1 protein-coding gene is annotated in these 206 nt (G+C 66.0%); it reads right to left on the bottom strand.

Going from position 1 to position 206, the window contains the following annotated elements; translation table 11 throughout:
* A partial coding sequence (locus GSQ92_RS30525) for a hypothetical protein (protein WP_159014601.1) occupies positions 1 to 206 on the bottom strand: 206 nt, incomplete at both ends.

Below are 206 nucleotides of genomic sequence, written 5' to 3'. Positions count from 1 at the left end.
AACCCCATCGGCTGGCTGTTGAGCAACGCCGCCGCGAAGACCGCCGGGTGGTGGCATTTGAGCCAAGAGGAGGCATAGGCAAGATGGGCAAAGCTCGCCGCATGGCTCTCCGGAAAGCCGTAGGAGCCGAAGCCTTCGATCTGCTTGAACACCCGCTCGGCGAGCTCGGGATCGTAGCCCCGCCGCACCATGCCGCCGACGAGCCG

Source organism: Acidisoma sp. S159 (assembly GCF_009766125.1).
GTDB lineage: Bacteria > Pseudomonadota > Alphaproteobacteria > Acetobacterales > Acetobacteraceae > Acidisoma.
Note: the sequence above shows the minus strand (reverse complement) of the source record. Positions and strands in the feature narration are given on the sequence as shown.